This window comes from Novosphingobium kalidii (assembly GCF_040534015.1).
Lineage (GTDB): Bacteria > Pseudomonadota > Alphaproteobacteria > Sphingomonadales > Sphingomonadaceae > Novosphingobium > Novosphingobium kalidii.
Genome location: NZ_JBEWLY010000023.1, coordinates 168,424 through 191,833 on the forward strand (window position 1 = coordinate 168,424; position 23,410 = coordinate 191,833).

General features: G+C 61.8%; 18 protein-coding genes (1 of these 18 cut by a window edge). 9 read left to right on the forward strand and 9 right to left on the reverse strand.

Going from position 1 to position 23,410, the window contains the following annotated elements:
• The 3 genes in view from ABVV53_RS14680 to ABVV53_RS14690 are tightly spaced (each overlapping or abutting the next) and all read right to left on the reverse strand, a layout consistent with a single transcriptional unit that may run on beyond the window.
• Window positions 1–840, reverse strand: partial view of a sulfotransferase family protein gene (locus ABVV53_RS14680; RefSeq protein ID WP_353985175.1) — the 5' portion only. 21 nt of this gene lie to the left of the window's left edge; the window shows 840 of its 861 coding nt (coding positions 1–840); its start codon is at window positions 838–840; its stop codon lies off the left edge, out of view.
• On the reverse strand, window positions 837–2,102 hold the full coding sequence (locus tag ABVV53_RS14685) for a DegT/DnrJ/EryC1/StrS family aminotransferase (protein ID WP_353985176.1): 1,266 nt from the start codon (window positions 2,100–2,102) through the stop codon (window positions 837–839). Before ABVV53_RS14685 ends, ABVV53_RS14680 begins: the two co-directional genes overlap by 4 nt.
• Window positions 2,099–4,249: a UDP-N-acetylglucosamine 4,6-dehydratase family protein gene (locus ABVV53_RS14690; protein ID WP_353985178.1), complete on the reverse strand. Its 2,151-nt coding sequence runs from the start codon at window positions 4,247–4,249 to the stop codon at window positions 2,099–2,101. The genes ABVV53_RS14685 and ABVV53_RS14690 overlap by 4 nt, the downstream gene beginning before the upstream one ends.
• A gap of 312 nt (window positions 4,250–4,561) precedes the next feature.
• Between ABVV53_RS14690 and ABVV53_RS14695 the strand changes: the two genes are divergently transcribed.
• The 4 genes from ABVV53_RS14695 to ABVV53_RS14710 are packed head-to-tail and all read left to right on the forward strand — an operon-like array spanning window position 4,562 to window position 7,893.
• The gene (locus ABVV53_RS14695; protein WP_353985179.1) at window positions 4,562–5,740 is read left to right on the forward strand and encodes a glycosyltransferase family 4 protein; all 1,179 of its coding nucleotides are present in this window, start codon (window positions 4,562–4,564) and stop codon (window positions 5,738–5,740) included.
• Window positions 5,737–6,324, forward strand: a complete 588-nt coding sequence (locus tag ABVV53_RS14700) for a sugar transferase (protein ID WP_353985180.1) — start codon at window positions 5,737–5,739, stop codon at window positions 6,322–6,324. Before ABVV53_RS14695 ends, ABVV53_RS14700 begins: the two co-directional genes overlap by 4 nt.
• Entirely contained in the window at window positions 6,296–7,216 is a 921-nt protein-coding gene (locus ABVV53_RS14705) for a methionyl-tRNA formyltransferase (RefSeq protein ID WP_353985181.1), read from the forward strand. The genes ABVV53_RS14700 and ABVV53_RS14705 overlap by 29 nt, the downstream gene beginning before the upstream one ends.
• On the forward strand, window positions 7,213–7,893 hold the full coding sequence (locus tag ABVV53_RS14710; protein WP_353985182.1) for a PIG-L deacetylase family protein: 681 nt from the start codon (window positions 7,213–7,215) through the stop codon (window positions 7,891–7,893). The genes ABVV53_RS14705 and ABVV53_RS14710 overlap by 4 nt, the downstream gene beginning before the upstream one ends.
• Before the next feature lie 37 nt (window positions 7,894–7,930).
• On the opposite strand, the gene ABVV53_RS14715 is transcribed toward ABVV53_RS14710, so the two are convergent.
• Genes ABVV53_RS14715 through ABVV53_RS14725 form a run of 3 tightly spaced genes read right to left on the reverse strand, consistent with a single transcriptional unit; the run spans window position 7,931 to window position 11,522 of the window.
• Entirely contained in the window at window positions 7,931–9,124 is a 1,194-nt protein-coding gene (locus tag ABVV53_RS14715; RefSeq protein WP_353985183.1) for a glycosyltransferase family 4 protein, read from the reverse strand.
• Window positions 9,121–10,542: a pectate lyase family protein gene (locus tag ABVV53_RS14720; RefSeq protein WP_353985184.1), complete on the reverse strand. Its 1,422-nt coding sequence runs from the start codon at window positions 10,540–10,542 to the stop codon at window positions 9,121–9,123. The genes ABVV53_RS14715 and ABVV53_RS14720 overlap by 4 nt, the downstream gene beginning before the upstream one ends.
• Window positions 10,539–11,522: a sulfotransferase family protein gene (locus tag ABVV53_RS14725; protein WP_353985185.1), complete on the reverse strand. Its 984-nt coding sequence runs from the start codon at window positions 11,520–11,522 to the stop codon at window positions 10,539–10,541. The genes ABVV53_RS14720 and ABVV53_RS14725 overlap by 4 nt, the downstream gene beginning before the upstream one ends.
• Window positions 11,523–11,911: 389 nt before the next feature.
• Here ABVV53_RS14725 and ABVV53_RS14730 point away from each other — a divergent pair, with 389 nt between their 5' ends.
• Window positions 11,912–13,096: an O-antigen ligase family protein gene (locus ABVV53_RS14730; protein WP_353985186.1), complete on the forward strand. Its 1,185-nt coding sequence runs from the start codon at window positions 11,912–11,914 to the stop codon at window positions 13,094–13,096.
• Between the two features lie 6 nt (window positions 13,097–13,102).
• On the opposite strand, the gene ABVV53_RS14735 is transcribed toward ABVV53_RS14730, so the two are convergent.
• Window positions 13,103–14,104: a hypothetical protein gene (locus ABVV53_RS14735; protein ID WP_353985187.1), complete on the reverse strand. Its 1,002-nt coding sequence runs from the start codon at window positions 14,102–14,104 to the stop codon at window positions 13,103–13,105.
• Window positions 14,105–14,394: 290 nt separating this feature from the next.
• Between ABVV53_RS14735 and ABVV53_RS14740 the strand changes: the two genes are divergently transcribed.
• Both ABVV53_RS14740 and ABVV53_RS14745 read left to right on the forward strand, forming a co-directional pair.
• Window positions 14,395–16,674: a GumC family protein gene (locus tag ABVV53_RS14740; RefSeq protein ID WP_353985188.1), complete on the forward strand. Its 2,280-nt coding sequence runs from the start codon at window positions 14,395–14,397 to the stop codon at window positions 16,672–16,674.
• Window positions 16,671–17,393, forward strand: coding sequence for a helix-turn-helix transcriptional regulator (locus ABVV53_RS14745; protein ID WP_353985189.1), 723 nt, complete (start codon window positions 16,671–16,673; stop codon window positions 17,391–17,393). Before ABVV53_RS14740 ends, ABVV53_RS14745 begins: the two co-directional genes overlap by 4 nt.
• Window positions 17,394–17,427: 34 nt before the next feature.
• On the opposite strand, the gene ABVV53_RS14750 is transcribed toward ABVV53_RS14745, so the two are convergent.
• Both ABVV53_RS14750 and ABVV53_RS14755 read right to left on the reverse strand, forming a co-directional pair.
• Window positions 17,428–18,822 carry a lipopolysaccharide biosynthesis protein gene (locus tag ABVV53_RS14750; RefSeq protein WP_353985190.1) on the reverse strand — a complete coding sequence of 465 codons (1,395 nt, stop codon included), beginning with the start codon at window positions 18,820–18,822 and terminating at the stop codon, window positions 17,428–17,430.
• Between the two features lie 23 nt (window positions 18,823–18,845).
• Window positions 18,846–19,820, reverse strand: a complete 975-nt coding sequence (locus ABVV53_RS14755) for a response regulator transcription factor (RefSeq protein ID WP_353985191.1) — start codon at window positions 19,818–19,820, stop codon at window positions 18,846–18,848.
• 253 nt (window positions 19,821–20,073) lie between these two features.
• On the opposite strand from ABVV53_RS14755, the gene ABVV53_RS14760 reads away from it, so the two are divergent.
• Together ABVV53_RS14760 and ABVV53_RS14765 are read left to right on the forward strand one after the other, a co-directional pair.
• On the forward strand, window positions 20,074–20,442 hold the full coding sequence (locus ABVV53_RS14760) for a cupin domain-containing protein (RefSeq protein ID WP_353985192.1): 369 nt from the start codon (window positions 20,074–20,076) through the stop codon (window positions 20,440–20,442).
• Between the two features lie 260 nt (window positions 20,443–20,702).
• Complete coding sequence (locus tag ABVV53_RS14765; RefSeq protein ID WP_353985193.1) at window positions 20,703–22,640, forward strand: response regulator; 1,938 nt, start codon at window positions 20,703–20,705, stop codon at window positions 22,638–22,640.
• Window positions 22,641–23,410 lie beyond the last annotated feature (770 nt).

Consider the following 23,410-nt stretch of genomic DNA (forward strand, 5'->3'; position numbering starts at 1 on the left):
CGCGGCCCGACGCCGTGGCGCGCGCCAGTTGGAGAGGTCGCGGCCGATGAGTTTCTCAAGCTCCGCTATGTCGGCATCGTAATAGTCGACGAGCCGGTTACGGACGCTGCCAGGGAGCGGTGGGTAGCGGATCTCTCGCGCCAGAACGCGCCGCACGCCTTCGAACATCGTGTTGCCGCGCAGCGGGCGCACCGCGTGCTTGAGGGGGGCCAGAGCGGTTCTGACGGGCAGCGGCAGCAACTGTTCCCTGCTGTCGTTGCGCGGCGTGTTGCCGATCTCTTCCGAGTAGTGGACAGGCAGCCGCAGATGGCCGCACACGGTCGACACGGTCTCTACCGGTGCGCGTTTCACATCCTCGAACAGAAGCACCAGCAGCTGCTCGCGCGGGAAGATCTCCAGCCAGCGCTTGAGGTGCGCGGCGTAGAGGCCGTCTTCCAGAAAGCGGGGCTGTTCGCGATTGTTCGGGTGCAGATAGGCCTCGGGCCCCTTGGTGACGGTGCCGCGGCGATAAAGCATCTTGTAGTCAGAATAGGCGCGGTCGACCGGATTGCGCAGTTGCACCACAAGGCGAGCGTCCGGCAGCGTCTGCGCGATACGCTTCGCCGCCAGCGGGTGCGCCAAGTAGTCGGCTGATTTCTCTCCCAGCATTTCACCGGGTGCGGCGGCTTCAAAGAGTTCCCGATAGAACTCCAGTCCCTGCTCGTAGTGCTGGCTGAAGAAGTGAGGCTCGGGCGCCGGCAAATAAACCTGGGGGTGCTGTTGAAGCTGGTGGTGGAGCCAAGTTGTCGCTCCTTTTATTGCACCGATGATGATGAACTGCGGCAGACCGGGACAATTCATGCGAGCGCCTCCAGAGAGGAGATGGACAGTTCGTCGAGGGTGTTGCGCAAAGCATCGGCCATGCGCCGCATGTCGTCTTCGTTCAGCAGATGGTCTACCGGCAGCGCAATCGTGCGCTTGCCGGCCTCCCGCGCTGTGGAGAGCGAGCCATCCCGATGCGGCGGCGACGAGCCAAAGGCTGCTTCTTGCGACATATCGGGGCATGACCCGCTACCGGCAGGTATGCCGCGCGCGATCATCCGCGCGATCACCACGTTGGTGGTGGTACTCCTATCCGACAGCCATGATGTATTAAGAGCGCAGTAAAAGCGGTAGTAGGCGGACTCGATTTCAGGAGGCTCGCTGAACAGCTCTATTCGCGCATCAGGGGCGAGGAGTGCCGCCAGCGTAGCGGCGTTGCGGCGGCGCTGCTCAAGCCAGCGAGGCAGCTTCACCAGTTGGGCCCGGCCGATCGCCGCCTGCATTTCAGTCATGCGCCAGTTGGTGCCGAAGCTATCATGAACATAGCGAAAGCCGGTGCCGGATGCCGGGCGAAGCACCTTGTCCGGGTTCTTGCCGTGGTCCTTATAGGCCCAGGCGCGCGCCCAGTGCGGGTCATGCCGAAGCAGGAGCATGCCGCCTTCGCCGCCTGTCGACATGATCTTGTCGGTGCAGAAGGAGAAAGCGGCTGCGTGGCCGAAGCTGCCGAGCGGCTGACCGTTGAAGCGCCCCCCATGCGCCTGAGCGCAATCTTCGATCAACCACATGCCATGGCGGCGGGCGATCGCGGTGAGTTCGGCCATGTCGCAAGGGCGTCCCCCGAGGTGGACGCAAAGAATGGCTCGAGTGCGCTCACCTATCATCCGCTCGACGGACGCAGGATCGATGGTGAGGCCGTCGGATGCGATATCGGCGAAGACCGGGATCGCACCGACCGCGACTACGCTCGCCGCTGTTGCAAAGAAGCTGCGTGCCGGGACGATCACTTCATCCCCGCAGCCAACGCGCAGGGCTCGCAGCGCAAGCTCAAGCGCAAGCGTGCCGTTGGCGACCGCGACGCCATGGCGCATATCACAGAAGCGCGCGAACTCCTCTTCGAATGATCTGGTCTCATCGCCGTGCACCAGAGCGTTCACACGTCCACTGCGTAGCACTGCGGTGACGGCTGCTACCTCATCTTCATCGTGTTGAGGCCAGCGGCGCGAGGGGTCGTCAAGCGGACTGATCCGGATATTTTCCCTCGAGGATGCAGCTTGGGCCAGAGCGGGAGCGGCTGGGGTCATGACGCCACCTTCTTTCCTGCCCAGAGGAACATCGGCTCGTGGGCTTGCCCGTCCGGAGAAGGGGCCTGTGGAGCCGTCTTTTCGGAATGGTCGCTGTCCAGGCGTTTCAGCATCTCGGCCCAGCGCGACTTGGATGAGGCCCCGACCAGGGCGTGTGTAAGCTCAGTAAGCGCCTTGGTGTCGCCGAGGTCGATAAGCTCCTGAAGGCGATTGAAGCCCTTGATGAGCATGTGCAGCGGGATCGGAGAAGGCATTGCTTCGAAGATGCCGGGGATGGCGCTTTCGATCTTCGCCTCACTGCTGTCGAACAGTTCCTCGTACAGTTTCTCGCCGGGGCGAAGACCGATGAACTTGATAGGTACGTCGATGTCCGGACGAAGGCCCTTCATTCTGATCAGCCTCTTGGCAATGTCCACGATCCGGAGTGGTTCGCCCATATCGAGAACGAAGATGGTGCCGCGATCCGCATCGGTCTGGAGCGCACGGGCACTGCTCTGCAGTATCAGCAGCACGGCTTCCTGCACCGTCATGAAGAAGCGTTCGATATCCGGATGCGTGACGGTCAGCGGCTTTCCTGCCGCCAGCTGGCGCTGAAACAGCGGGATGAGCGATCCGCTGGAGCCCAGAACATTGCCGAACCGCACGGTCAGGAAGCGCGGGCTGTCCGGGTCGCAACTGCCGATCAGGTCCAAGGCCTGGCAATAGAGTTCGCCCAGCCGCTTCGTGGCGCCCATCAGGCCGACGGGGTTGACTGCCTTGTCCGTGGAGACCTGTACCATGGCTTGTACCTCGAAGGCGCAAGCCGCGTCCGCTACGTTCCGGGTGCCCAGTACGTTGGTATGCACGCCCGCGCATGGATTGGCTTCCACCATGGGTACGTGCTTGAGCGCGGCCGCGTGGAAGACGATCTCCGGGCGCCTCCGCTCGAACACTTGCCAAAGTGCCGTGCGCTGGCGCACCGAACATAGCTCTGCGTGGATAACGAAGCCGGGGCAGCGTTCGCGGATGTCCAGCTCGATGGCGTAGAGTGCATACTCCGAGTGGTCGAGCAGCACGATCTCCGCAGGCCCGTAGGTGGCGAGCTGACGGACAAGTTCGCCGCCGATCGTGCCGCCTGCGCCCGTGACCATGATGCGGCGGCCAGCCACCATCTGCTCGACGTAGCTGTGCTGTATGGCCACTTCGGGTCGCCCCAACAAGTCCGCCAACGGCATGCGCTCGATCTCGACGCCGTTCGTTTTAGTATCAGAGTTCGCCCATGGAGGGCGGAAGCGCGCCACAGTCAGATCGAGCGATTCCGCCACAGTCGCAATGCTGGCCAGGATTTGCGGTGCGAGCAACTCGCTGCTTTCCTGTACAACCAGGCTGCTGGGGCGGCGGCCGGCATTGTCCAGGCTGTTGACGATTTCAATCAGCTGGTCCGGCGAACCTTCGATGCGGACGTTGCCGAGCCGCAGGTTCCGCTCGCGCCCATCGGGAGTGAGAACGCCGACGATCTCCAGTTTGGAAGGATCGGTGCAGACAAGGTTGATCATCGCGTGCGCCCACTGCAATTCACCCAGCAAAAGAATACGACGCTGGGGGCCGCTCATTCGCCGGACCCGCTGCGAATGGATGTGTTCGCGCACGCCGCGTCTGATGAGGCGAATGGCGATCATGGCCGCCATCATCAAAGCGATGTGAGTCCAGATGAAAGCGAAGAGCTCTGCGCGATGCACCGGCTGCGGGATGATGAAGTCGGCTGTTGCGAGCCAGATCAGCACCGAACTGGCAAATAGAGTGCCGCCCAGGTGCAGAACATTTGCCGAGGTCGTGTAGCGCCAGCTGTAGCGATAGACGCCGCCGACCTGAAGCCCGGCCAGCGTCAACACGGTTAGTGCGAGCCCGAACCACAAGTCGTTGATCGACTGAAGCGTGCGGACGCCCGGCAGCATCGCGCGTGTAAGTCTCAGCGTGGCAAGGATGGCGATCGCGTCCAGTGTCAGGATGGCGCCCAGACGCCCGATCCAGAAGGCGCGAGGGCTTCGCAGCTTCAGCTTGCGCTCGAACCGCTCCAGGATGGACCAGCACTTGGTCGTGAGGCTGTACGGTTGGCTGCTCCCCAGTAGCCCGCATTCCTGCGCAGGCGCCAGTCCACTCCCGGCCATCGCTCTGTTCCCTTCTTTCTGAAGCAAGCGCCAGCATTGCTCGGGTTGCAGAAGTACAGATGCCGCGGCAGCAGCAAATCGATCGAAGGGCTTATATCCCGATGCTCGGTCTGTGCAGGCTTAGCGGGTACGACAGTATTCTTTCGAGAATGCAAGTAGTCCTGGTCTGCTGATTGATATCCGAATGGATACTCTACCGATGCACACCCAGCGGTCTGGCTACGATCAGCTATGCCCTGTCCAGCGGACGCGCGCCGGCACTTTGATGTGTTCGTCGCTTTGGTGCGGTGGGCGGACGGGAAGGAACCGCAGATGAAAGTGATCATCCTGTCGAGCCTCTCATGGTCGCTCGTCAACTTTCGCGGGGCGCTGATCCAGCGCATGCGCGCTGAAGGGCATGAGGTCATTGCTGCCGCCCCCGACGGTGAGCCCGCGGTGATCGAGACGCTAGAGAAGTGGGGCGTCGCGTTCCACCTGACGCCGATGGCTCGCGCTGGCACCGGCATTGTCGCGGATCTACGCACCTTGCTGTGTTACCGGCGGCTCCTGAAGCAGGAGCGGCCCGACGTGGTGGTGGCATACACACAAAAGCCGATCATCTACGGAGGTATCGCCGCGCGACTGGCCGGTGTCTCGTCGTTCTTCCCGATCATGAGCGGCCTTGGCTACGTGTTCAGTAGCGAGGCCGATGGGCGCCCGCTGCTCCGGCGGGTGGTGTCGCGTCTCTACCGGACTGGCGTCCGGCGCGCGAAGTGCCTGTTCGTCTTCAATAGCGATGACCGCAGCGACATGCTCGATAACGGTATCATCGACCCGCGGCAGCGCGTGCTTCAGGTACCCGGCTCCGGCGTCGACACAAGACATTATGCAGAGCAGCCGTTGCCAGATGGGCCGCTTACCTTTCTGATGATGGGCCGCCTCATGCGAGACAAGGGCGTGGCCGAGTTCGCAGAAGCAGCGCGAGAGCTGCGCGAATTCGTGCCTGACAGCCGCTTCCTGCTGCTCGGCCGGCCCGAGACGGAGAACCCCACCGGTATTCCTGCCGAAGCTCTGTCGGCTTGGCAGGCCGAGGGCCTTATCACGCTGCTGCCCGAGACGCGGGATGTACGCCCGGTGCTCGGCAGCGCGCACGTTTTCGTCTTGCCGAGCTTCTATCGCGAGGGGCTGCCCCGCACGATCCTGGAAGCGCTCTCGACCGGGCGGCCGGTCATCACCACCGACATGCCGGGTTGCCGGGAACCGATCGTTCAAGGCGTGAACGGCTTGTTAGTGCCACCCCGCGACGCTGGAGCGCTGGCGGCCGCCATGAGGAGCTTCGCAGATCACCGTGATTGCATCGCCGTCATGGGCAAGGCGGGCCGTGAACTCGCGGTGCGAATTTACGACGTGGACAAGGTGAACCTGATGCTGCTCCAGGCTATGGGTCTGCTGGGCGCCGCGTCAAAGCAGAGCCATCACAGCGCTTCGAACCTGGCCGCAGTCGCAGCATGATCGCAACTCTCCCGGCGCGTCTGGCCGCAGCTGTGCTGCTTGGCTTTTGCAGCCCCATTCTGCTTCTGGTGGGCCTCGCGGTGCGGCTCGGTCTCGGCAGTCCCGTGCTGTTCCGGCAGTGCCGGGCGGGGCTAGGTGGCGTCTCTTTCGAGATGATGAAGTTTCGAACCATGGCGGATGCGCGTGACGCAAACGGCGAGCTGCTTCCCGATGAGGAACGCACACCGCGGCTTGGACGCATCCTTAGGCGCTCGCGTCTCGATGAACTGCCAGAGCTGATTAACATTGTGCGCGGCGACATGGCGTTCGTCGGTCCGCGCCCCCTGTTGCCGCACACCGTGGCCGCCATGGGTGACGAGGGCATTCGGCGCGGCGCTGTCGCTCCGGGGTTGACGGGGCTTGCGCAGGTCAGCGGCAACACTCTGCTTACTCAGGAAGAGAAGCTGGCGATTGATCTAGCTTATGTGGACCGACGGGACTGGCGAATGGACCTCTTGATCCTTCTGCGCACGGTATGGGTGGTAATAGGCGGAGAACGCCGGACGGGACAGGCATATGCGTGTAATCCTCGTCGGAGCGGTTGATAGCAGCATGGTGGCGCTGGAAGCCATGGTGGGTGTTCCCGGCTGCCAGGTGGATGCGGTCGTGACGCTTTTTCCCGAGTTCGCCGGGCGCCATTCCGACATCGCCGATCTCGCTGGAGCTGCTGTCGCGAGGGGCATCCCGCTGGTGGAGGTCAAAAACGTCAATCATGCGGATGCGCTGGAGCGGCTGGCGGCTTGGGACCCTGACTACATCTTCGTGATCGGCTGGTCGCAAATCTGTGGAGAGGAGTTTCGTGCCCTCGCTCCTGGGCGGGTGATTGGCTATCATCCGGCGGCTCTGCCGCGCCTGCGTGGCCGCGGGGTCATTCCCTGGACCATTTTGAACAGCGAACCGATCACGGCCGGAACACTGTTCTGGATAGATGATGGCGTCGATACTGGCGATATCCTCGATCAGGCCTTCTTCCACGTCGCGCCGGACGAAACCGCCGCGTCACTATACCGCAAGCACATGGAGGCGCTCCAGACGATGCTGCACCGATCCCTGCGAGCACTGGCCGCAGGCAACCTTCCACGCCGGCGGCAGGATGAACGCTGCGCGACCTTTTGTGCTCGCAGAACCGATGCTGATGGCGAAATCGACTGGAGCGCTCCGGCTGAGAGCGTGGTGAGGCTCATCCGTGCGGTAAGCCGCCCTTATCCTGGGGCCTTCACCAACAGCAGGTCGGGTCAGCTGCGTCTCTGGGCTGCGGAGGCGCTGCAGGGCGGTCATGGTCATCTGGGCGCGGCTGGTCAGGTGGTCTGGCGCGATGCGGATCTGTTCGCCGTTCGCTGCGGAGACGGCAACCTGATCCGGGTGACGGAGTGGAGCAGTGAAGCGGCGGGCCGTCCGCCCATTCTCCACGCGCGTCTTGGGGCACACGTATCATGACCCTCACGTTGATGAAGCGGGTCGCCATCGTCGCTCCCCATCCGGACGACGAGATACTGGGGTGCGGCGGGACTATGGCGCGACTGATCGCCGAAGGTGCGCACGTCGAAGTTGTGGTCGTGACCCGCGGTCAGCCTCCGAGATTCCAGGCGGAGTTCGTGGAGCAAGTCAGGCGTGAGACGCTGGCTGCTCACAGGCTCATGGGTGTTGCGAACACGCGCTTCCTAGACCTGCCGGCAGCGGAGTTGGACCAGCTGTCCCAGAGCAGCCTTAATCAAGCGATCGATGGCGCGCTGGCCGCGATCCAACCCGATACGATCTTTATCCCCTTCCTTGGTGACATCCATGCGGATCATCAGGCGGTTTTCAACGCTGCGCTGGTCTATGGGCGGCCCCGCTCACCCGATGCGCCCACTCGTGTTCTTGCCTATGAGACCCTGTCGGAGACCAACTGGTGGGCGCCAGGCATCACGCCGGGATTCCTGCCGAACGTTTTCATAGATATCAGCGAAACGCTGGAAAAGAAGCTTGTCGCTTTCAGCGAATTTCAATCGCAAGTGAAAGCGCTGCCGGATGAGAGGTCGCCCGAGATCATTCGTGCCTTGGCTCAGGTGCGCGGCGCGACGGTGTTTCGCCATGCGGCCGAAGCCTTCATGCTGGTGCGGCAGATTATCTGAGCCGGCGTGGTCGTGCAGCGAGCTGAGGGATCGGCCGCTACGCCAGCAATGTCTCGTAGACGGCGCAGACGCGCTCTGCATGAGTCTTCTGGCTGTAGTGATCGCGCGCATAAGCCTGTGCTCGAGCAGCGATGGCGTCGGCAAAGGTGGGCTCCCGTACCAGCTTCGCACAAGCGGATGCGAGCGCGCTGGGATCGTCAGGCGCGGCAAGCAAGCCCAGGCCGCCGGTTAGCGCCTCGATGTTGCCGCCAGACTCCGCTGCGACCACCGGCGTTCCGACCAACATCGCCTCGATCAGCGTTCGCCCGAAGGGTTCGTCGACTGCGGGGACTAGCAGTATGTCGCACCCCGCGATCCAAAAGGCGCCGGGCTCGCGATAACCCATTTGCCTGATCCATGCCCCCGCATCGAGTTGCGCGATTTGCTTCTGCAAGCGATTCTCCATCGCTTGCGTGCGAGCTTGGCCGAACATCGTGCCAATGATCGGCTGGTTCACGAGAGCACGGAGCCGCGCCGTCGCCTCCACGAAAATATCGGGTCGCTTACGCGGTACGAAGGCGCCAACGTAGCCTACGATCAGCGTGTCTGGTGACACACCAAGCGCGTGGACCAATGCCTGCCGTGCCTCTGCGCGATCTACTTCCAGATCGGTGTCGAAGGGGCTGTGGACGACCCGGGCTTGCTTGCCAGATGACCACAGCGCGCCGCGGGGCAAGGCGTAACTGGATACCGCCACCACCTGATGGGCAAGGAAGGGTGCGGCAAAGCGCAGGCCAAGTGCATTCGGATTGCCGCGGTTATGCCACAGGAGCTTGGTGCCCGCGAGCCGGCTCGCAACCGCCCAGTTGGCACAGCTGCGGCCGTCGTTGAGGTGGACGATATCCACTCGCTGCTCCCGCAGGAAGTTGCGCCGTGCGCGCGAGCCTTGCAGCGCCTGCATGAACTTGGCTGGCGTGAAAGCCTCTCCCGGTGTGAAGCCGTGCGCCACACCTGGATCGGTTGCCTGGGCGAAGCTAGCAAAAAGACCGGAGATGTGACCTCCCGCAATCTCGGGCACCACCAACACTCGGTAGCGGTATGGATCGATCTGCTCCAGCAGCCCCATGACCGAGAGATGGCTGCCGCCCACCGCGTCGCCTGCAAAGGGAAAGCAGATGGTGCGGCGACTTGCCTCCCGCGCGGTTGCCACACGAACGCAATCGTTTCTCGACAGCGCCTGAGGCAAGCTCATGTGGCTTCCCCTCCGGTCATGACGCGCTGATGGAGGTAATCGAGGAAGCGATCCAGATGGGCAAAGCCATCACCGTCCGGATCGGCCCAGGCATCGGGGTAGAACGGATTAGAGCCGTTCTTCGCTTCCCAGCGATCATCCATGCCGTCGCGGTCGATGTCGGGGTACGGGGGGGCTGTCATCGCGCTTGCTTGCGCATCTGCGGGGATGATCCCTGGCTTGGTAACGATCCTCCCCGCTCGGTTGCGAACTGTCTCCACCATCTCGCGGTCAAAGGAATCCCTCGGCCACGCACCTGCTTCGGCGAGAACGCGGGTTCGAGCGACAGCGGTTGGCAGCGGCTCAAAGCTGAGCGGGCAGGGGGGGCTGCTTACCGCGACAGAGGCGATCTCAGCGCCCACTGGCGTGAAGTTCCCCTCGAAGCTGTTGCGCGTCTGGTAAACGGCGGCTTTGCCAGTGGAGCCTGTAGTATTGAGTGCGATGCCCACGGCCTTCTTGCTGGTGTCCGGGCCGCCGATGAAGCTGTTGCCGATGATGGCCACGGGCGAGCCGCCGAAGCTTTGCCACACCTCGGCAAACTCGGACTGCGCGTTGTAAAGTACGTTGTTGAACACTTCGACGCACGAGCCTGGCGGAAAGTTGATATCGGGATTTCGGTCCCCGTTGTGCGCGCACAGGTTTCCGATGAAGCTCAACCGCTGAGCCGTCTTCGGGTCACTTGCCAGCAGGGCACATTTGTCGTGCCGGGGTATGCCTTGAGCGAAAAGGGAGTTGCTGATCGTTATCCTGTCGTTGTCGCCATAGCCGTTGACGATCTCATCCCGGGCCCAGCTGCCGCTGACGTGGTCCAGGATAACGTTGTCGCTGGTCTCGATCGTGAAGGAGTCCTCCGAGCCGCGGCTCTCTCCCAGCCGGTCGTTACGGACGCGGATGTGCCTGATGATGACGTCATGTGTGTTCTTGATGAGCAGCGGCGTACGAGCGTCCGGTCCGCCGGAGTGGGCCAGGGTGATGCCGGGTGCGGGCGCTGTCTGGCCCGCCACAGTCAGGTAAGGGGATCGTATGGTGGGTGGCCTTCCCGCGAAGCGTATCACGCCTGCTACCCTGAACACGCAGACGCGCGGCATCTTGTGCTCCAGGCAGGTGCGCAGTGAGCCTTCGCCCGCATCGGCAAGGGTGGTGACCTCAATGATCTTGCCGCCGCGACCGCCACGGCTTTGAGCTCCGAAGCCGACTGCCCCGGGAAATGCGAATGGGCCGGAAAGAGGGCGGATTGTGTACGAGGCAGAGTTCGGGGTCTCCGCGCTGCTTTCGCTGTTGCATGCGCCCAGCGGCAAAGCGGAAGCGATACCGCAAAGGAGCAACTGGTGGAAGCAACGGCGCGGCCGTCCTTCTCGCGGCCGATTTCGCGCCGTCATGCGGATTGTCCTGGATAGCCGTACCGCCGCATCAGAGAGTCGCACAAGCGCGCTACCCGCCGTTGCTGCTCGGTCGGCATGGCTTGCTCCCAGCTGCCATCCTCCCTCACGCGGATCGAGGACTGCATGCGGTGCCGACTGCCTGCCATTTGGTGCGAGGGCTTGAGTGCGCCGGAAGCGGGAAGGACAGGCTGCTCAACGGGAGCCCCGCGCACGAGAGACAAGACGCGTGCGACCGTCTCCTCCGGTGCTGCGACGAAATCCTCGTATCGCACGCGCAAGCTCCGGTCAGCGCCGACACGGCGGCAGAGGCGCTCCGCCGCCAGATTGACGCTCGCCCAGCGCAGCGCCGCGTAGAGGAGAGGTTTTGGATGAAGATCGCGCTGCACGCCATTGGCGAGGTCACGCTTGTAAGGCTTGCGCAGGGACCATACGACGCCTCGCGCGTCACGCACAACATGCAGCACATAGAGTTCGATGCCCGGAATGTCGGCAAGAACGAAGCCGCGACCCGGCAGCTTTGAGGAGTCCACGATAATCGGTTTGCCGGTGACTTCCGCTACTTGCTGGAACAACTGCAACGTTTCGCGCGCAAAGGACGATGAGGCGCTCCGCCGGAGGCGGTCCAAAAAACGGCCAGGCCCCAGCAACGCTTCGCGCCAAAGCTGTCGACGCCGATATTCTAAGAGGGAAGAGTTGGTCCGGCTGGGGCCCCAGCCTTCGACGATTCTGTGCCAAACGTCGCATTCAGGCACTGCGGTGCCGCAGGCGCAGAATTCCCGGTTTGTCCAAACGTGGCGCGCAAGTGTGGTGAGTTCCCCAGCACCCATGACGTCAGGCGCCTGGGCCAGCGCGATGTCGAGCAAGGTCGTGCCACTGCGGCCATATCCGGCGATGTAGATCACCTTCACCGGCGCATTCTCGCCCGCGACTGCAGAAGCGGCACTCAGGGCGCTCTGGGAGGTTAAAGCTTTGGACACAATCGAGGCCGCGGCTTGGGCCTCAGTTTGCTTAGGCTCGACGTTCAGCACATGGCGTTCCCGTGAAGGACTTCGGGAGCCACGTTATTATCTCCGCCTTGCACGCGGCAATTGTCACTGCGAGGGAGAGGGCTGCGATTTAGTATATGTCGCGCTCGGCCCGCTTGGGCGCAGCATACTGACAGCGTCAGCGCAGACTAACTCCTTTGGGAAGCCACACGCTGCCGAAGGACTTTTGCATTGTCAGCGGTGCTGAAGCAGCCTGCGCAGCAATGACTATAGCCCGCTTTCCCGCCGACACCCGAAATCCCGCGGCTCCTGTGCTGGACCATCAAGGTGGGAGCCAAGGCTCGTGGCCCAGCGGTCGCCGGCACGCTGAGATGCTTAACTTGAGCAGTGTATCATCCCGGTTCCTTGCTGGAGCGGTATTTTTCAGCACATGGAATCTCGCTCGACTCGGCACCATAAACTTTACCCTCGCTGACGCATTGGTTCTTTGCTCGCTGCTCATCTTGCTGGCGCAAGGCCGGATCACCCGAGCGCCTTTCGGGGCTTTGACGCCGTTCTGGCTCGGCGGTTTGCTCACCATGCTGACGGGTCTCTTCATAAGCACTCTTCTCAACGGAGATCCGCTTCGGTGGCTGAACGTGGCGTCGCAGTATTCCATGGCGTACCTGGGCGTCACGATGCTGATGATGAGCCAGGACGCAACCTGGACGCGTCGCGTATGCGCGGTGTTCGTGCTGGGTGTAACGGCGTCGGAAGCCATCGGTGTCGTCGCGACGTTCTTCTTCACCTTGAACGACGCGCTGCCCTACCTCGGGGACGGTTTCATCAGCGGCAATGGTCGCGTGGGAGCGATGGCGGGGGAACCTAATCCTAATGGCGCATCCGTCGCCTTCGCCATGCCCATGCTGCTCTACTGCTTGAGGGAGCGAATCCTGCCCCCGATCGCAGGGCTATGCTGCGCCGTCGTGCTGGTCTGGGGGCTGATGCTCAGCGCCTCTTTCACGGGTTTCGCGGCGACGAGTGTCGCAGCGCTGATCACAATCACCTTGTTCGGGTTGCGTTACCTGGTGCGGCTGCTTCTGGCAGTTGCAGTCGCTGCCGGCATTTTCGTGGCTAGCGGCGCACCGCTTCCGGCCACGTTCCAGGACCGGGTGGGTGGTGCCGTGGGGAGTGCTGATCTCAATCAGGCCGGCACCTTTGTTAACAGAGCGGAACTGATGGAGGAGGCTTGGCACTTTGCTGAACAAACAGCCTTCATTGGGATGGGCGTGGACCAGTATCGCGTCATCAGCGCACACGATAACCCGGTCCATAATCTTTATCTCCTGATCTGGAACGAAGGGGGCATTGTGGCCTTCGTTGGCCTGATTAGCATGTTGTGCTTGTTGGTCGTGCTGGCAGGACAAGGCTTCAGAGTACGCCCGCGGGAAGGTGCTATGGCTCTTGCAGTGGTGTTCGTTTTCCTGGTCTACACGAGCTCTTTGCCCCACATGTATTCGCGCAATTGGGCCATCCCGGTGATGCTTGCGCTCAGCACCATTTACGGTCGCCGTGTCCAGCCCTGATACAGGTTAAACGGCGCCCAACAGGAGGGTGACGTTGCGCGTGCGTTCGCCCTTCAAAGAGCGCGAGGCCTCCAGGTCCTGCCGATGCAGCACGCGGTGAAGCACGGGCTTGAGACCAAAGTCGCGAGCGGCAAGCTCGCCTGGAAAGACGACGAGATGCTCCAGCCCCACGGGCAGGTCATACCACTGCTCATCGGCGAATACCTGCGTCGCCATCTCCGGCCGATAGCCGCACAAGGCCGTGAAGTAGCGATGGTCGTAGTGGGCAGCCTCGACCACCCGCTCGCCCTGCCCCGTTCGCGCCGCAGCGTCATGGCGACGGAACAGACTGTTCAGCAGGTGGCCAGCGCGACTTACACCCGGGACTTGGTCTAACAGGCCGTAGAGGTCAGATGGTCCTTTTCTCTTCAACCCGCCTCTTGCATTCACGCGCGCGCGGTCGATCCGCGCGCCGAGGCGCCCCCATCGTGCCAAAGAGTGTGTTGTGAGATCGCTGAGCGCGTCGAAGTCGGAGGCAAGGTTTTGATATTTAAGGCGTTGAAGCGCTATACGCTTGAGTGTCGTCTCGTTTCCCGCAGGCGCTATCGCTCGAAAGAGGCTACGGCCCAGAGCCCAACACTCGGCCAGTGAAGAAGGGCAAGAGGAGTATCGTTTCGGCCCTTGCACGAAGTGCGCGGGGTGGGCCCGAACGCCACCATGCTCTTCTCGCTCCAGCTCGATTTTGCGGCCGATATAGCCGTGAAGTCCTGGCTGAAAGTAGAACACGTCGCCGAGGTCGGAGGTGATGTTGCCGCAGCCGTGGTGGTTGCGCGCGATATCCAGGAGTGGCGCTTCCCAGGGTAGCTGCTCGGCCAGACGCTCAAGAAGCGGACTCCACAGCCGTGCCCGCAGATCGGGACAGCGTACGAGAACCGCGAGACGACCGGTCATGAACTGTGCAGCCAGGGCCCCTGGCTTTAGATCGCTTTCATCCATGCGACCGATCAGTGCGTCAGCCAAAGAACTCATGAATACGTCTTACGCTCGCTGACGTCTTCTGGTGAGTTGCAACAACTGAGTAGTTCCTAGGAGTAGCCCGGTGCCTTCTCGGCTTCCGCGCGGAAGCGTGGCACTCCGCTCGCTGCGATGCCGGCCAGCCATCAGTGGCGGATCGGCCAGCATCCAGTAGTGAGGCTTGCCTAATACCTTTGCTCATCGGGCTGGCCGCAAGAGCGTTTGCGGCGAACGTCGCCTCGGCTCACTTTGGCCTGATCGGCGCTCCCGACAGGGCAGCGCTATGGTGGCAAAGGCGATTGCACGTGGCGAGCATTCCCATGATTCTCCCTCTTCCTGCAGACGGCGGCGCGGCCGCTGGCAGTGGCGCGCGGCAGCCGAACGGAGTGGGGCAGCAGCTTTCACCGCACCACATCTGGAATCTCATCCGGCGCCACGCTGTGCTGATCGCCGGGGTCGTCATCGTTTGCGTTACCGCTGTTCTCATCATGCAGCTACGTCAGAACGAGGTGTTCGAAGCGACGTCGACGGTTCAGGTGGAGCTTAACGACTCAAGCGGCACCAATCAGGCGGACGCGGCACGCAATCTGCAGCGGGTCGCCAACGAAGCGCGCATCTACCGCTCCTCGGCGCTTGCCGAGGAAGTGGTGAAGGATCTGGCACTCGATACGAACCCGGTCTTTACCGGCAATCGTGCGATGACAATTCAGGGCGCGGCTCGCCAGCTGAGCAACCAGACGCGGGTGATCAGCACAAACGATTCCGACTTCATCGACATTGCGGTGCGATCGCCCAGTCCGCAGCTGGCGCAGCGGATCGCCAATCAGTACGTCGACAGCTTACGCGAACTCCGCCGTGAAAGAAGGCAGAGCTGGCGCGACAAGCTGCTGCGAGATATCGCCATCGAGCGTGAGCGACTGGCGGCGGAGCTGGGCCTGGCAGAACGGTCAGTGGCTGACTTCAGGCGCGAAAACAGCATGCTCATTGGCGCGGGGAGCGCAGAGGATTATCAGCAGATCAACCGGATCGCTTCCGAGGCTGCGAGTGCGACGGCGATGCAGTCCGCCAGCGCCGTCCGCTCCGCAGGCGTCAGTAGCGCCGCCCAGGCGAGGACGAGCGTCGGTGCTACGTCTCCGGTTCTCCAGCAGCTGGAACGCGAGCGCGTGGCGCTGGCGCAACAGCACTCGGATTTGGCCGTATCGCTGGGCAGCAACCATCCCAGGATGCAGCGCCTCGATGCTCAGATCAACCAGGTCGACGCCGACATGGCGCGTGTGCGATCTTCGGTAATATCGGCTGATATTGCCCGCAACGCCGCCGATGCAGCAAGGGAGCAACGGCTTGCTTCTGGTGAGGCGGGGGCAGAGCAGGCGCGGGCTGCATCACTCCAGTCGCGCGTCCGGCAACTGACTGACCGCGCTTTCGCGAGCAACCGTGCCAATGTCGATCTTGCCGTTCTCGACCGGCGTGTTGAGGTCGCTCGGCAGGCCTATTTGACTACTGCCCAGCGCGCGCAGACCATCCGCGCGGAGCTGGACTCAACCGGCATCAATTCCTCGATGGTCTCCGCTGCCACCGTACCGACGGTTCCAGTCGCCCCCACTCCCAAGAAGGCCGTGCTGGCGGCACTTGTGGGATCCTTTCTGCTGGCGTTGCTTCTCGTCCTCGCGATCGAGATGTTTGACAACCGTCTGCGCACCTCCGACCAGCTCTATAACCTGTACGGGCTTCCGACTTTCGCTATGCTCCCCAAGCTGAGCGACTCCTTGCCGGAGCAGATGGAGCGCAATCCGGTACTCACCGAGCCGCAGTCTCTCTACGCTGAAGTCGGCCGCGCCTTCGCTCACGAGGTAGCTGATCTTGCGCACGGGACCAGTGGCCAGAGCGTGCTCGTGACATCGCCGCTACCGGGTGACGGAAAATCGAGCGTATCGCTTACCCTCGCGGCCGCGGCTTCGGCGCTGGGCCGGCGCGCTGTGGTCGTCGATCTTGATCTCCGGCGCACCGGGGCGGGCGTGCTGCGCTCGATCCAGAGCAACAGCGATGGCCCCAGCCTGCTCGATTATCTGACGGGTAAGTCCGAGTTGCGAGACCTGCTGCCGGCACCTCACTCCGCCGATGCAGTACCAGACGGCGAGGGGCCGGTGCACCTTCCCGTGGTACTCAGCACTCCAGTGCGGGTGCCTGATCCCGCCGCTCTCATCAGAGCCTCCCAGATAAACCGCCTGCTCAATGACTTGCGCGAGCAGTTCGATTTGGTGGTCATCAATGCACCAGCGGTTCTGGCGGTGCACGACGCCCGCACACTCTCAAGCGTCGCCGACGCGACACTGATTGTCGTGCGCTGGGGAGGCACCACTGTAGGGCAAATGAACGCGGCCATGCAGATGCTGCAGAACGGCGCTGTCGGCGCAGTGATAAACCAGGTCGATTACCGGGAGCATGCACGTCGCCGCTATGGTGGGGCTGTCGATTATTATATGGGAGCCGCGAGCTACTACTCGGATGGGGAGCAGCTTCGGCGCGGCTGGCTGCAGTTGCTGCAGGATCGGCTTCGCGCCTTCTATCGTCGTGCAACTCAATGACCTTGCGGTTATCGGCTGACAGTCCTGGCGATGGCGCTGGGGTTCCACTGATCCGGGTCCTGATCGTCGAGGCAAATGCGGTCAACAGATCCTGCACTGCTGCTGCTCTAGAGGGCGTGGTGGACGGCACTATCCTGACCACGCACGCCGTTGGCGGGTACACTGGCGATTGTCCGCCCCATGCGGTCATCTTCTCGTCCGCTGATCCGCACGCAATCGCTCTGGAAACAAGCCTCAACGCCGCCGCGCGTCGATGGCCGGGCGCGGCGTTGATCACGCTCGTGGACATGAACGATGTCGAGCCGCTTATCCGAGTGCTTGCCGCAGGCGCCAGCGTAGTCCTTCCCACGTCGGCGGATGGAGAGGCGATCGCCCTTGCCATCCGGCTCGCTCGTCACGGCACGGCTGTGATCCCGCGCGAACTGCTTGCATCACTGACTCGGGGGGGCGGCGGATCCGCCTGCGCAGTTGGCACTGACGATGCCTCGTCGGGTGTTCTGGGAAAGAGAGGCGCCGTCCTTACACAACGGCAGCGGCAGGTGCTTCAGCTACTTGCATACGGCCTCTCCAACAAGGCGATCGCAGCGCGGCTCGCTATCAGCGAAAGCACGGTGAAGGTGCACATCCGCGCCATCATGGCCCAAAGTGGAGTAACGAACCGCACTCAGATCGTCGCGCAGCTTCTTGCCGGTAACGACGACTCGCCAAAGGGGTGGTGAGGCCTGGAAAACGGCGGAACTCGCTTCAGATCCGTTACGAGCGTAGGGGCTCGACTGTCGGATGCTGCGCTCCGGCCTGGTGCTCCCGAAGGCGTGCTAACAGACGCACTTCAAGAGCGACCGCTATGCAAGCACCCAGTGCGACATGGGCAATGTTGGCTCCGATGGCGCCGAAGCGCGGTACGGTCAGTAGAGCGATGACCGTGAAGATCGTCGTGCCGACGAGCGAAACCTTCAGCACATGCCAGCTGTCGTTCATCGCCAGAAGTGCCGACCGCGACGGCGCGGCATACAAGGTGAGGATGACGGCAACGAGCTGTGCAAGCAGAAGGGGATATGTGCTCATGTAGGACTCGCCAGGTCCGATGCGCAGGATAAATGGCGCGATGATTGCGGCAGCCGCGAGCATCAATACGCCCAGCACGCCTAATGCCACTTGCACGTTCAAGGTGGCGCGTCGAAATCCTGCGACATTCCCGCGCGCCCACATTCGCGCGACATCCGGATAGATGACAGCTTGAACTTGCGCGGCGACCTGCATGGCAACTTTCGCGATCCGCTTGGCCAAATGGTAGATAGCTGCCGCGGGCGCCCCTGCCACAGTGCCGACGAAAAGCGAGTCTGCTTCGGTGGTGATGACACGTAGCGTCAAAGACAGGTTGGTCGAGCAGGCGAAGCTGAGGAACCCGGGAAAATCACGGTGCAGCCCACGTATTCCCGCCTTGAAAGGAGAGGGAATTCTGCTGGAGGCCAGCGCGCGCATCCCCAATGCAAATATGATCAGCGATCCGCAAATTTGCGCCACGGTCCATGCCACCATGAACCCGAGCAGCCCCGCGCCTGCCCATGCGCAGAGTGCCGCCAGGAGGATACGCAGGACATTCGCCACGAGCTGAGCATAAGCGAGAAGTCTGAACCTGCCGGCGAGCCGTAGCGCTGCCGTTGGCACACCACCAAGGTTCAGCAGCAAGGCAGCGGCGTAGATTGCCACCAGTTCGACGTGTTGCGGCTCGATGCCGACGATGGCTTGCCCAACCAGCGCCAGAGCCACCGAGGTGAAGGCGGCCAGTGCGGCAGCGCCCGCGTCGAGAAGCAGGCCGTAGGCATAGAGGCGCGACTGGCGCTCAGGATTGCTCTCCTGCTCCTCCTGCGCAGCGAAACGGATCAGCGCCTGCCAGGATTCGAAGCGCAGGACCCGTTCCACCAGTCTACTGAACGACAGGACCATGACCATGATCCCGTAGCGTTCAGGCTCCAGTACGCGCGCTGCTATTGCGATGCTGACCAGCATCAGCGCAGCACTCAGGAAATTGCCGGAGAGCAGATGCCCGATTGCGACCAACCGAACGCGATCAGCTTTACCAGGGTGGCGCAAGAGCCTTGCGGCGGCCACGGCTTTCCCGAGGCAGCGGTTGACCATCGTGACCATGGTCTTTGCTTTTTCGGTTCGCCTTAGGCGATGGCCGGGACGGCGCGTGAAAGGTCTGTCACCGGCTGGGCGGCGAAGTAGTTCGCCTCGAAGTCGCCCGCATCATCCATATCGCGCGCGCGCAGGCCATGGTTGGCTGCCCAGATCGCCGCCTGTGTGCGGTTCTTGACGCTCAACTTGCGCAGCACGGCCTTAACGTGGACTTTAACCGTCGCCTCGCTGATTTCCATGTGGCGCGATATCACCTTGTTCGGGCACCCCATGACGAGCCATTCAAGGATCTCCAGCTCCCGATCTGACAGATTGGTCGCGGTAACGGCACCTTCGCCGCTCTGCGCGACTGAAGCAGGCCGCAGCTGCAATTCGTCTGCCAGCTGCGACGGCAGCACTTTTTCTCCCAACGCCACAAGCTGCAAAGTGCTGACCAGTGGCTCGCAACAAATCTCCTTCACGATGTAGCCGCGCGCTCCGTTGCGAAGAGCCGCGACCATCGCTTGATAGTTGAAATGGTCCGCCAGGATGACAGGGTAGCAGGACGGATAACGCTTCCGGACGATGCTCAGCGCCTCAGTCTCCGCTTCCTCGGAACTGGAGTCGATCAGGACTATCGCCTTTTGAAGCACGACATCGAGAGCGGTTAGTTCTGCGATCTCGTGTGTAGACAACACTACGTTGAAATCTTCGCTGCTGAGTATCCGCCTTAGCCCCTCACGAACTATGGTATTACGGCAAAGCAAAACGATATCCGTCGATCCGATCATCTGGCATCCCCTATTTACGGCCTGTCTGCTGTTGCAGATCAGCGCCACTTGCGCACTGACTTGTGCTCTTGCCTTGCGACCCGGGATATTTGCCTTGTGATATGTAAAATAGCGTATGTCTAATGACGCGCCAAGTACTCCTAATGGGCTGAAAACATTCGGTTCGAAAAGCCGTGAACGCGGCATTAACCGCCAATTTCCGGTCTTTTGGAGGATGGTCGGTGCATGCTGTGTCAAGCTGGGATCATTCTAAAGGCGTAGTCTCCAGGAAAGCTTGCCGCTGGTCGACATTGCGAGTCGGGGTACTGGCTGAGCTCTGGCAAAGATGTTGCACGCCCTGGGCCAACGGTGTGTTCGAAGGCCCAACGCGTGCTTTCGGCTGACTATTCTAACCGGCTGGGAGCCTCTGCTTTCCTGAGGTGTTGAACGATACCGACCGCACATGGTTACAGCGAACTCTCTACCCACCCCTTTTCTTCAGGATCAGAGCATGGCCATCTTCAATAGAGACATGATTGAGCTAGCCACCAAGAACAAGAATTTCCAGAAAGAGGTCTATTACGACGAGAACTGCCAAATCGTTCTCATGAGCATCGAGCCCGGTGACGATATCGGCGAGGAGACGCACGACGCAGATCAGACGACGTTTTTCGTCGCCGGAGAGGGTCAGGCGGTCGTAGACGGAAGCCGTTCCAAGGTTACGCCCAACCACATGATTGTCATTCCCAAAGGCGCAAAGCACAACATTATCAATAAGGGCGATGAGCCGCTGAAGTTGTTCACGGTCTACTCGCCGCCCGCAGAAGAGGAAGGCGTCAATCACAAGACCAAGGAAGAGGCTGAAGAAGCAGAGGACTGAGCAGCGAGTGTCCGGGCTCCCCACTTCGGGAGTCCGGGCCGTCAGCTAACGGGTATCTTGGCAGCGCCTGAACTACAGGCGGCTGAGCTAGCAGAAGCCCTGCTTCTTTGGCGCAGCTCCGCGGAATGCTACCCGGTTGAGGCAGCTCATCTTCCGTGAACTTACTCACATTGCTCCCTCGACCTGTTTACATCAACGAAAAGATTGGCTGATAGAGACTCGAGAAGCGCCTACTTCGGGCCTCTCAAGTCGGGGCAATGATGAGACGTTCCATTTCCCTTCTCATCATCGCGGGCTTGCTACCGGTTGTCGCGCTCGGAGGCACATTCGGCGCCATCACTCTCAGGAACGAGCGCCGCGCGGTCGAGCGGCAAGCACAAGTTGACGCGCGCTTTGCTGCGGCGCTCCTGGCCGTTAAGTTGCAAAGCAACATCAAGGCAGTCGAGATGATCGCGCAATCCCCCGCCTTCGACGGGCCTCGGGTGGACTGGCAGCGCTTCAGCCTACTTGCATCGCGCATCGTCGCCAGCGAAGAGGATTGGCGCGTTGTATCCGCCGCGGATGCCGACGGAGAGAGGCTTATCGATGTTCCTGATCCGATCGCGGGAACGCGGCAGGGGCAAGTTGTCGAGAAGGAAAGCTTTGTCCGCGCTGTTGCGAGTGGCCGCCCTCAAGTAGGAGACGTGGCGCGGGGCCCTCAAGGAAGGCTCGCATTTGCCGTGCGAGCACCGGTTATCAAAGATGGCCAAGTTCGGTATGTGGTGTCCGCGGTTGTGCCCGCCGATCGCCTTAGCAGGCTGCTGGAGTTTGGCCCCCTTCCTGAGGGTTGGACTGCTTCTGCGATAGACGGATCGGGTCACGCCGTCACGGCGGCGGGCAGCGCAATGCGGAAGAACAGCCCGCCGCCGGTCGAGAGCTGGGCGCCAGTGGCGGGCACTTCATGGAAGGTGCGCGTCACCACTCCGGCCAACGCCTTTTCGGCGCCGCTGCGAAACGCCATTCTTCTTCTTGGCGCAGCTGCGATGGTGAGCATTCTTCTGCTGGTGCTGCTCGCGCGATTGTTGGCCGCCGAACTCAAGCAGGATCGCTTGCGCGAAGCTTCGGAGCTGCAAAGACAGCGAATGGAAGCGCTCGGCCGCCTCACCGGCGGTGTGGCTCATGACTTCAACAACCTGCTGACGCCCATCGTTGGGGGGCTCGACCTGATCCGGCGGCGAGCGAGCGACGAACGTACGCTGCGCTACGTCGAAGCCGCCTTGATCAGCGCGGAGCGCGCCAAAGCGCTTGTCAGCCGCCTGTTGTCATTCTCGCGCAGGCAATCGCTCGCCGCGGAGGGGGTAGATCTGGAAGACCTCCTCAGCGGCATGGCGGATCTCATAGAGCGGTCACTCACGTCTGCAATCGAGCTGGAAACGGAATTTGCGCCTCACTTGTGTCCTGCACTCGCCGATCGCGGACAATTGGAACTCGCGATCCTGAACCTCATTATCAACGCGCGAGATGCCATGCCGGAAGGTGGCGCTCTTCGCATCCGCGCGGATCAGATGTCCTGCGATCAGAACTCCCTTCTTGCAGCCGGTGACTATGTGTTCGTGAGTGTGACGGATGCGGGTGTCGGGATGGACGCAGCCACGTGCAAGCAAGCCGTCGACCCATTTTTCACGACCAAGCCGCCGGAGAGGGGCACTGGACTGGGGTTGTCGATGGTGCATGGCTTCGCTGCACAATCTGGAGGCGCGCTTCAGTTGGTAAGTGAGCTTGGCAAAGGCACCACCGCGACGATCGTGCTTCCCTGTAGCGCGGGAGCTGCCCCTGATGACAGCACCGGCGTGGCGAACGTCGACCTGCCTTCCCGCCGCATTCTCCTGGTGGACGATGAGGAGCCGGTGCGTCGCGCCACCGCCGAGATGTGCAGGGATGTTGGCCAGGACGTGGTTGAAGCGGAGAGCGTCGATCAAGCATTGGAGATCTTGCAGCAGGACACTGCCATCGATGCTGTGGTGACGGACTACATCATGCCGGGGCGGTCCGGTGGCGAGTTGATCCAGTTGCTCAGAAGCGAGCGGCCGGAAATGCCCGTGCTTCTGGTCTCAGGCTTCGTCAATGCCAACGAGCGCATTTCTGAAAGTGTCCCCCAACTCACGAAGCCGTTCAGCAGGCAAGAGCTTGTCCAGGCGCTAAAGCGGGTATTGCCGTAATCCGGTGACCTTTGCGAACAGCGTCCCGTCCTGACTTCCTGTTGGGCGGGGCGAGGTACCGGATGAGCACGGGGCTGAGGTCTCGCTAGGATCGTTGCATCCTTGGCACAGACGTCGTGGCATCCCTGTCTGAGTCGTTCGTGCTCGGTCCCTCCGTGTGTCTGGTGCTCTTGAGATGCCAGAGCCGAGGTTCAGCAGTGCCTCTGACGCCAGACGGAGATTGCTGCCGATTACCGAGGCTCCCGGTTCATGAACAAAGCAAAATGATAAAAATGATATTCGCCGAATGATCCGGTATGTTGATGATGCCTTGCGCTTTCGATGGACCTTCAATGATGAGGTTCGCAAAAGATCATGTGTACTGACCCACATCATCGATAATTCCGTAAGATGTAGTAAACTGCCATTGGTGGATGGAACTGTTCCGGTATTCATATCGTTGTCGATACATCCCATCTGCTGGAGAATGAAAGGAATGTACTTTGAGTATCAAAGCTTCTATGATTGTGGCCGCCGCTGTGCTGGTCTGTCCTGCGTCGGCAATCGCACAGGCTTCCTCTTACAAGGCCGAGTCGCCTGTCGTTGTTGAGCGAGCGGCGAGTGGTCGCGCGATTGCAGTGCGGGCCGATGGTCAAGTGTACCCGGTCTGCATGACAGAGCAGCAAGACAACTGCATACAGCCACGCGCTGCTGGGTTAGGTTGGGGCGATCGCCCGGCAATGACCTGGAAGACGGCGAGTGAAAGCAGGCTCGGCGGATAAGTCTGCGCA